Consider the following 8,592-nt stretch of genomic DNA (forward strand, 5'->3'; position numbering starts at 1 on the left):
TACAATAAAAAACCTATGTCCTTACGAAAAGGTATAGGCTTTTGTCAACAATCTGAAATGACTAGTATAGACTAGTCATAAGGTTTGTATTCAACTGTTTCTTTGTCAAAATCAATAAATAATTGAAATGCATTACGATTTTCATCTTCATCCCAGATTTCAACAAATTTAGGTGTTACTTCAATTAAGATTTCTGTATCAATATGTGAATATGCATTATAGCTTTGCCACAAGAATTCTTTATATTTCTTTTCAAAGATACGACCCGGTTCGTCTACTACTAAACCTAAGTTTTTAGCCGTTCCCTCTACCTGTACACCATTAAAGCACATTGCTACTCTATCATTTTTAAATAATTGTTGTGTTTTTCTGAAGTTTTTATCCGTTTTAAAATAAATTTTGTCATTATAGAAAACACAACTTACATTTCTAACCATAGGATAATCATCTACACAGCTAGCCAATGCCATGATTTTATAATCTCCTAATTTTTCATCCATAATTTTTTTTGCTTCTAAAAGTTCCATATTTTCTCCTAACCTTTCATTACAAATATTAATATAGCTATTGATACGATAATAAATGCACTTACAACACCAACATCTTTTGTAAGACCTTCATTTGTATTTGATTGAGGAACAAATTGTGTATTTCTCAATGCATTCACAAGAGGTTTATAAATCAACATTGCACATGCCGCATTCAATGTACATTTAATAATATTGAATGGCACGATTCCTGGAAGTAACATACCGACCACTACACTTCTTGGCATTTGAAAATAAATCGGTGTAACAATGTAGTTCCATAATGTACAACTCAATGTACAACAAACGGTTCCTGATACCAAACCAATGATAGCGCCTTTTTTCGAATGTTTATACTTATAAATACATGCTGCAACACACGCAAATGTACATGTTGACATTACATCCATTAATACATCTAATAAATTTCCACCTCGAAATACTATTTCTAAAAATGAACATAAAACACTCATGATAAAAGATGTCATCGGACCATAAATAAATCCTGCAATCACAATAATAATATCTTTTGGATCATAACTTAAAAAAGATACGGCTGGTACAAGTGGAAAATGTATCAATAGATTTAGAACCATTGCCATCGCACTCAAAATTGCGATTGTTGTTAGTTTCTTTGTTGAACTCATAATCATCCATCCCTTCATATATCAACTAAAAAACGTGCCTAAAGAAAATCCCCTAGGCGCGTTTCAAATACATAAAAGAATGTACAAAAAACATCTTCTTCCATCCAGACTATACTGTCGCCACTGGAATTTCACCAGTTCATGCAAATTGCTCGCGGGGTTTACCGCCGATAGGGAATTTCACCCAACCCTGAAGATTTAATTTATGCAAAATTAGTATACACTTATTTAACATAAAAAAAAAGAGCAAATTGAATTGCTCTATATAGTTCCTTAAATCATAAGCCATGTTCTGTTCCACTTGCGTGGTGACAGCCATTTATCTATAGCATATGCTATCCAGCCTTCCTTTCGGTTCATTCCAGCCGGTTCCCCTACCAAATTTGGGTTTCTCGCTTGTGGGGTTTACCCGTTCCACCCTATATGTTTCCATATAGACTCGTCTCTGTGGCACTTTTAAAGCCTGCTTGCATAGTTTCCCTTAGCAAACAAAGCAGCCGTCAAGTATAAAACTTGCCTAGACTTATTTATTCATCTAGCACAAACACTACAATCATCACAGATTGTGCGAGCATGGACTTTCCTCTAACTATCTATGTAGCCAGCGACTGTCGATTTAATTTACTATTCTTCGCTTTGATTAAAAACAGCTTTTTCCAAACGCGCAATACGTTTTAAAATATCTACTGTATTACTGCTTCCATTCACAAAATCTGAATTTACTTTTTCATTTAAGTTTTCATTCTCACTTTGTAACGCAAACAATTGTTGCTGCAACTCTTTAATTTTTTCTTCATAACGAGTAACGGCAGCACCTAATTCTTCTACTTTTTCATCGTATTTCTGATAGTCTTCAATGACCATATCTAGAAATTCGTCTACTTCTGCAGGGGCATATCCCTTTAAATCTACATGGAATTCTTTTTCATAGATTTCCTGAGCTGTTAAATTCATATCATTTGCCATATATAGTCCCCCTATATCTACCTAAATATTATGAATGTTTTACACAAAAAAATCAACTCCGACTTTTTAGATTCATTGAATGTTCATTCTTTTTCATATATAATGTTCGTGATGAGCACTATTAAATATCCGAATGCAATTTCAACCATAAATACAACGCAACAAAAGAGTTATAGTTCTCGAGGTATGCGCCTTGAAAACGATATAAATGACTCAAATAAATATTATAGAGAGCTTGATAAGGCTTTAATTTATAAAAAGCCTACACCTGTACAAGTCGTTCATGTAGATTACCCCCAAAGACAACGGGCAAAAATTACAGAGGCCTATTATAAAACGCCATCTACAACCGATTATAATGGTGTATATCGAGGTAAATATATTGATTTTGAGGCGAAAGAGACCAAAAACAAAACAAGTTTCCCCCTCTTTATGATTCACCCGCATCAAATCACTCATCTAAAAAAAGTTGTATTACATGGGGGTATTGGTTTTTTCATCATTCGATTTAATTATTATAATGAAACCTATCTTGTAGATTCAAAGTTGCTCATAGATAAAATAGAAAATATAGACAAAAGTTCTATACCATATGCTTGGTTTCAATCCCATGGAACACCAATTCAAGAAGGATTGTATCCAAGGTTAGCGTATTTAAAAGTTGTAGATGAACTCTATTTTAAGGAGGATAAGTAAATGGCCCAACCACAAAACGAACAAAAAAAGCCAAAAGCGCAAAAAACAAGAAGAAAATTAGATGTATGGAATAAATTAGCTGTATGCATCCTATCCATTTTCCTAGTTGGATGTATCTCCGTATTCTTTGTACTTGTCAACATCATTAATGATCCAGATGGCATGCGCTTTTCTCAAGATGGTTTAACCACATTATCCAATTCAAGACTTTACGATGCTTCAGGCAACGTATTCTATGAACTTGGAGACGAAATCCGTGAAGATGTCACATATTCACAAATTCCACAATCTGTAGTCGATGCTTTTCTTTCAATCGAAGATTCACGTTTTTTTGATCACAATGGTTTTGACTTGCCTCGTTTCCTAAAATCTGCCATGTCAAACTTAAAATCTGGTAGCTTAGCTCAAGGTGGTTCCACATTAACAATGCAAATGATTGATAATGCATTCACGAAAAACCAACAGAAAAAAATTGAAACGGAACAAGGTCCTGTTACCACAGTTCAAAAATTAAAATTAAAAGTTCAAGAAATCTATTTATCATTAATAGCTGAACAAAGTATTAATAAAGAACAAATCTTTGAATACTATGTAAACCGTATTTGGTTTGGTTCTGGAAACAACACACGTGGTATTCAAAAAGCAGCACAATACTTTTTCAATAAAGACGTGTCTCAATTAAATTTAGGTGAGGCTGCTTTCTTGGCTGGTTGTATAAATGCACCAGATACATATAATCCATTAAACAATCTAAATGAAGCAAACTCAAAGCTAGATCATTTAAAAGCTGCTCAAAAACGAAGAAACGTTACTCTAGAGTTAATGCTACAACATGGATATATTACGGAAGAAGAATTCAACCTTGCTTCAAATCAAGATTTATCATTCTCTTTACAATATATTGAAAGAAAAAGTGATGATCCAAACCAAGCTTATATCACACAAACTCTAAGTGAAGTTATGGAATTGACTGGACAAGATCCTGCCATTATTCCAATGGATATCTATACCGCATTAAATCAAGACGCCCAAAAACAAGCGGATGAAATCTGTAATGGAAATATTGTACAATTTCCTAACGATGCCTTTGACGTTGGATTCTCAATGATTGAAAATGATACAGGTGAAATTGTTGCGGTAGGTCCTGGACGTCGTTATCACTCAGATTCTGTTAAAATTGATAACTCAACTGACACAAAACAGCCAGGTTCAAGTATGAAACCATTATTGGCATACGCAAGTACATTCGATGTTCTTGGATGGTCAACAGTACATAAGGTAAATGATAAGAAAAAAGACTATTGGAAAAATGGTTCTTACGCCCCTAAAAACTCAGATAACAAATATAACGGTAAAATGAGTTTACAAGATGCATTAGGTGTTTCAAAAAATACGACTGCAGCTCAGGCCATGATCGACCTTGTAACTGCCAAGGGATATGATTATTGGATTGAATACTGTAAAAAATTAGGTTATAACGATGAGGTTGCCGAAGGCTTTAACGAACAGTATTCAATTGGTGGATCTGGAATGATTGCAAGTCCAATTCAACAGGCTAGTGCTTATTCTATGCTTGCGAATGGTGGAAATCGTGTAGAGGCTCACCGTGTTAGAAAAGCAGTTCGTAGATCTGACAAAAAAGAATTTAAGGCAAAAGCTAAAACATACGAAATCATTAGTAAACAAGCTGCTTGGATGATGTCTCAATTACTTGAAAAAGTTGTTACAGGTGGATATATGAACTACAACGAAATCTTAGCTAGCAACTATACCGTATATGGTAAATCTGGAACAACAGACTGGCCAGCTAACGAATATCGAATTCCAACTGGTGCCGCTAAAGACGAATGGTCTGTTGGTTATACAAATAAATATACGATTGCCTGCTGGAGTGGCTATACAACAGAATATATCCAACAAGGTTATTATGTAACAGATCATGATTTACAGGTTGCATCTGCTTTCCATATTTCACACTATATGTTAGATTATATGCAAAAATATGCGACATACTCAGCTATTTCAAGACCAAGTGGTATTTCTGACTACAAAGGCGGATACATCAAAGACGAATTTAAGAGTCAAGGTGACACAACTTCTGAAGTTACAGATGCCCAAGATGCATGTATTGCCGGTGGTGGTGAATGGGATGAAGAAACTGGAACTTGTAAAACAGCAGAAGCAAAAGAAAAAGAAGCTTGTGATGCTGCTGGTGGTGAATGGGATGAAGAAGCCGGTACATGTAAAACAGAAGATGATACAGAAGATGAAACTAAAAAAGCGGAAGAAACATGTATAAATAATGGTGGAACTTGGGATGGAAGTGCTTGTACATATCCTTCTACTGAGCCAGAAGTCCCAACACCAAATCCTGGAACAACAGAACCTACTACACCAGGTACAGGTACTGACACTTCAACAGAAAATACAACAGGTTATGTCTGGTTTGATCGAAGAAACCTATACAACATCTTTGATAGACTATAACAACACAAAGTGCTCAATTGAGCACTTTTTTTCATATAAAAAACAGGGATTATTTCCCTGTATCTAATATTGCGTTTGCGATTTTAAGCTGTTTTTCTGTAGGTGGTTCAACACCCTCTAAAGGATATTCTAAACCAAGCTCTTTCCATTTATATGCACCTAATGTATGATAAGGCAACACTTCAACACGACCTACATTTTTCAATGTATTTATAAATTGGTGTAGTCTTTCTAAATCTTTTTCATCTGTATTAATCGTTGGCACTAATACATGACGAATCCATACCGGCTTTTGAATATCCGATAAATATTTTGCAAGTTTTAGAATATTTTGATTTGTATGCCCCGTTAACTCCTTATGGGCCATTTCATCAATATGCTTAATATCTAATAGTACTAAATCAGTAACATCCATTAACTGTTTAAATTTAGAGATGAATGGCTCTTTAAAAGTAAAAGGCTGTCCACAAGTATCCAGTGTTGTGTGAACTCCTTCTTTTTTTGCTAAAGTAAAAAGTTCAATTAAAAAATCAATTTGAAGCAAAGGCTCTCCACCACTAACCGTAATGCCCCCATTATCTTTCCAATAAGGACGATATCGTAAAGCTTTTTTTAATACAACTTCCGCACTCTGATCTGGTTCTTTGATTTTCCATGTATCCGCATTATGACAAAATTTACAACGCATATGACATCCTTGCATAAAAATGACATATCTCACGCCTGGCCCATCTACAAGGCCAAATGTTTCAATCGAATGAATGGATCCTAACATAATATCCCCCTAACTAGAAAGAGCCTTATTAAAGGCTCTTATGACATGTACGACTAATAACATCTAATTGTTGTTCGCGAGTTAAATCGATAAATTTAACTGCATATCCAGAAACACGAATTGTAAAGTTTGCATATTCTTCTTTTTCTGGATGTTCCATCGCATCTTTTAATTTTTCTACACCAAATACGTTCACATTCAAGTGGTGAGCACCCTGATCAAAATAACCATCCAATACATTGACTAAGTTATTTACTCTTTCCTCTTCACTATGACCCAATGCATCCGGATTGATTGTTTGTGTGTTACTAATTCCATCTAACGCATATTCATAAGGAAGTTTTGCGACAGAATTTAGCGATGCCAACAATCCATTTTGTTCTGCACCATATGCAGGATTAGCACCTGGTGATAATGGCTCTCCAGCCTTTCTTCCATCAGGCAAAGCACCAGTAGCTTTACCATATACAACATTTGAAGTAATTGTAAGAATTGAAGTAGTTGGTTCACTATCGCGATATGTGTGGTGCTTTTCAATCTTACGCATAAATGTCTTTAATAACCATACGGCAATTTCATCCGCACGATCATCATCATTTCCATAACGAGGGAAATCCCCTTCAATTTCATAATCTACGACTAATCCATCTTCATCACGAATCGTCTTAACTTTTGCATATTTAATTGCGCTCAATGAATCCACTACATGAGAGAATCCGGCGATACCTGTTGCGAAAGTTCTACGAACATCTGTATCAATTAAAGCCATTTGACTTGCTTCATAATAATATTTATCATGCATATATTGAATCAAATTCAAGATATTTACATATAAACCTGATAACCAATCCATCATGATATCGTACTTATGCATAACTTCATCATAATCTAAATACTCACTTGTGATTGGTTTATATTCTGGACCCACTTGCACTTTTGTCTTTTCATCCACACCACCATTGATAGCGTATAGTAAACATTTAGCCAAGTTTGCACGAGCCCCAAAAAATTGCATTTCTTTACCTGTCTGTGTTGCACTTACACAGCAGCATACTGCATAGTCATCTCCCCATACAGGACGCATTACATCGTCATTTTCATATTGAACACTACTTGTATCAATACTTACTTTTGAAGCATATTTCTTGAATGGTTCTGGTAAATTAGAAGAATATAATACAGTTAAGTTTGGTTCTGGACTAGGACCCATGTTTTCAAGTGTATGTAAGAAACGGAAACAAGTTTTAGTAACCATACTTCTTCCATCCATACCTAAACCACCAATATCAAGAGTTGCCCAAACTGGATCTCCTGAGAATAATTGGTTGTAGCTAGGAATTCTTGCAAACTTAACCATTCTAAATTTCATTGTCACATGGTCAACAATTTCTTGAATTTCACTTTCTGTGAAGACACCATTTTCTAAATCTCTTTCAAAATAAATATCTAAGAATGTCGAAATACGACCAACTGACATAGCCGCTCCATTTTGTGTTTTAATAGCTGCTAAATATCCAAAGTATAACCATTGTACAGCTTCTAAAGAGTTTTTAGCAGGTTGAGAAATATCAAATCCATAGCTAGATGCCATAATTTTCATTTCTTTTAATGCCTTGATTTGTTCTGCCAATTCTTCACGCTGACGAATTACATCATCTGTCATTGTGCCATCGCCACAATATGCGAAATCTTTTTGTTTCTGCTCAATTAAATAATCAATACCATAAAGTGCAACACGACGATAATCACCAACGATACGACCACGACCATACGTATCTGGTAAACCAGTCACAATCTTATTACGACGTGCTAAACGCATTTCTGGTGTATAGGCACTAAATACAGCATCATTGTGAGTTTTATGATATTTTGTGAAGATTTCATGTAATTTTTCACTTGGTTTATAACCATACGTTTCACATGCTTCTTCACTCATACGAATACCACCATATGGCATGAATGCACGCTTTAATGGTTTATCTGTTTGTAAACCAACAACCTTCTCTAAATCTTTATCTAAATATCCAGGGCCATACGCAGTTAGACTCGAAACCACTTCTGTTTCCATATCCAACACGCCACCTTTGGCACGTTCTTCTTTTTGTAGTTTTTGAAGTTCAGTCCATAAAGTATTCGTTGATTCAGTTGGACCTTCTAAAAAGCTTTCATCTCCATTATAAGGTTTGTAGTTGTTTTGAATAAAATCACGAACATCTACTTCATCTTGCCATTTACTGCCTTTAAATCCTTGCCATTGTTCTTTCATGATTGCCTCCTTCTAATGACAGTTAGTTTTAACTAACAGATAGTTAAAGTCTACTATGCTTCCTTTGAATAGTCAATTAAAAAGACCTACCGAAAAGACAAAGTAAACTTGCCCAGACGGTCGGCCTATAACATCATACTTCATGTGGTAACTCCACTTCCGTCAGTCATATGATGTTCAAATCATAACAAAGAACTATCAATTACGCAAGCGTTTTCAGTACGTTCA

The 8,592-nt window shown here is 35.0% G+C and carries 7 protein-coding genes, 1 other RNA gene and 2 riboswitches; of the genes, 2 read left to right on the forward strand and 6 right to left on the reverse strand.

Annotated features, from left to right (window positions below; genetic code table 11):
- Positions 1-71 precede the first annotated feature (71 nt).
- The 4 genes from DWY01_RS10835 to gpsB form a co-directional block, all read right to left on the reverse strand.
- The gene (locus tag DWY01_RS10835; RefSeq protein WP_117996135.1) at positions 72-527 is read right to left on the reverse strand and encodes a pyridoxamine 5'-phosphate oxidase family protein; all 456 of its coding nucleotides are present in this window, start codon (positions 525-527) and stop codon (positions 72-74) included.
- Positions 528-535: 8 nt separating this feature from the next.
- A complete protein-coding gene (locus tag DWY01_RS10840) occupies positions 536-1,174 on the reverse strand; it encodes an ECF transporter S component (RefSeq protein WP_117996141.1) in 639 nt (212 codons plus the stop codon).
- Positions 1,175-1,262: 88 nt separating this feature from the next.
- Positions 1,263-1,376, reverse strand: a riboswitch (FMN riboswitch).
- Positions 1,377-1,450: 74 nt separating this feature from the next.
- Positions 1,451-1,794, reverse strand: an RNA gene (gene rnpB, locus DWY01_RS10845) — RNase P RNA component class B.
- A 4-nt stretch (positions 1,795-1,798) separates the two neighbouring features.
- On the reverse strand, positions 1,799-2,140 hold the full coding sequence (gene gpsB, locus DWY01_RS10850) for a cell division regulator GpsB (RefSeq protein WP_117996136.1): 342 nt from the start codon (positions 2,138-2,140) through the stop codon (positions 1,799-1,801).
- Between the two features lie 111 nt (positions 2,141-2,251).
- Between gpsB and recU the strand changes: the two genes are divergently transcribed.
- On the forward strand, positions 2,252-2,836 hold the full coding sequence (gene recU / locus DWY01_RS10855) for a Holliday junction resolvase RecU (protein ID WP_199519958.1): 585 nt from the start codon (positions 2,252-2,254) through the stop codon (positions 2,834-2,836).
- On the forward strand, positions 2,837-5,323 hold the full coding sequence (locus DWY01_RS10860; protein WP_117996138.1) for a transglycosylase domain-containing protein: 2,487 nt from the start codon (positions 2,837-2,839) through the stop codon (positions 5,321-5,323).
- A 49-nt stretch (positions 5,324-5,372) separates the two neighbouring features.
- On the opposite strand, the gene pflA is transcribed toward DWY01_RS10860, so the two are convergent.
- Both pflA and pflB read right to left on the reverse strand, forming a co-directional pair.
- On the reverse strand, positions 5,373-6,098 hold the full coding sequence (gene pflA / locus DWY01_RS10865) for a pyruvate formate-lyase-activating protein (protein ID WP_117996139.1): 726 nt from the start codon (positions 6,096-6,098) through the stop codon (positions 5,373-5,375).
- 28 nt (positions 6,099-6,126) lie between these two features.
- On the reverse strand, positions 6,127-8,364 hold the full coding sequence (gene pflB, locus DWY01_RS10870) for a formate C-acetyltransferase (protein WP_117996140.1): 2,238 nt from the start codon (positions 8,362-8,364) through the stop codon (positions 6,127-6,129).
- A 103-nt stretch (positions 8,365-8,467) separates the two neighbouring features.
- A riboswitch (ZMP/ZTP riboswitch) is annotated at positions 8,468-8,544 on the reverse strand.
- Positions 8,545-8,592: the final 48 nt, after the last annotated feature.

The sequence above is a fragment of the Eubacterium sp. AF22-8LB genome, from assembly GCF_003458715.1.
In the GTDB taxonomy this organism is placed as follows: domain Bacteria; phylum Bacillota_I; class Bacilli_A; order Erysipelotrichales; family Erysipelotrichaceae; genus Holdemanella.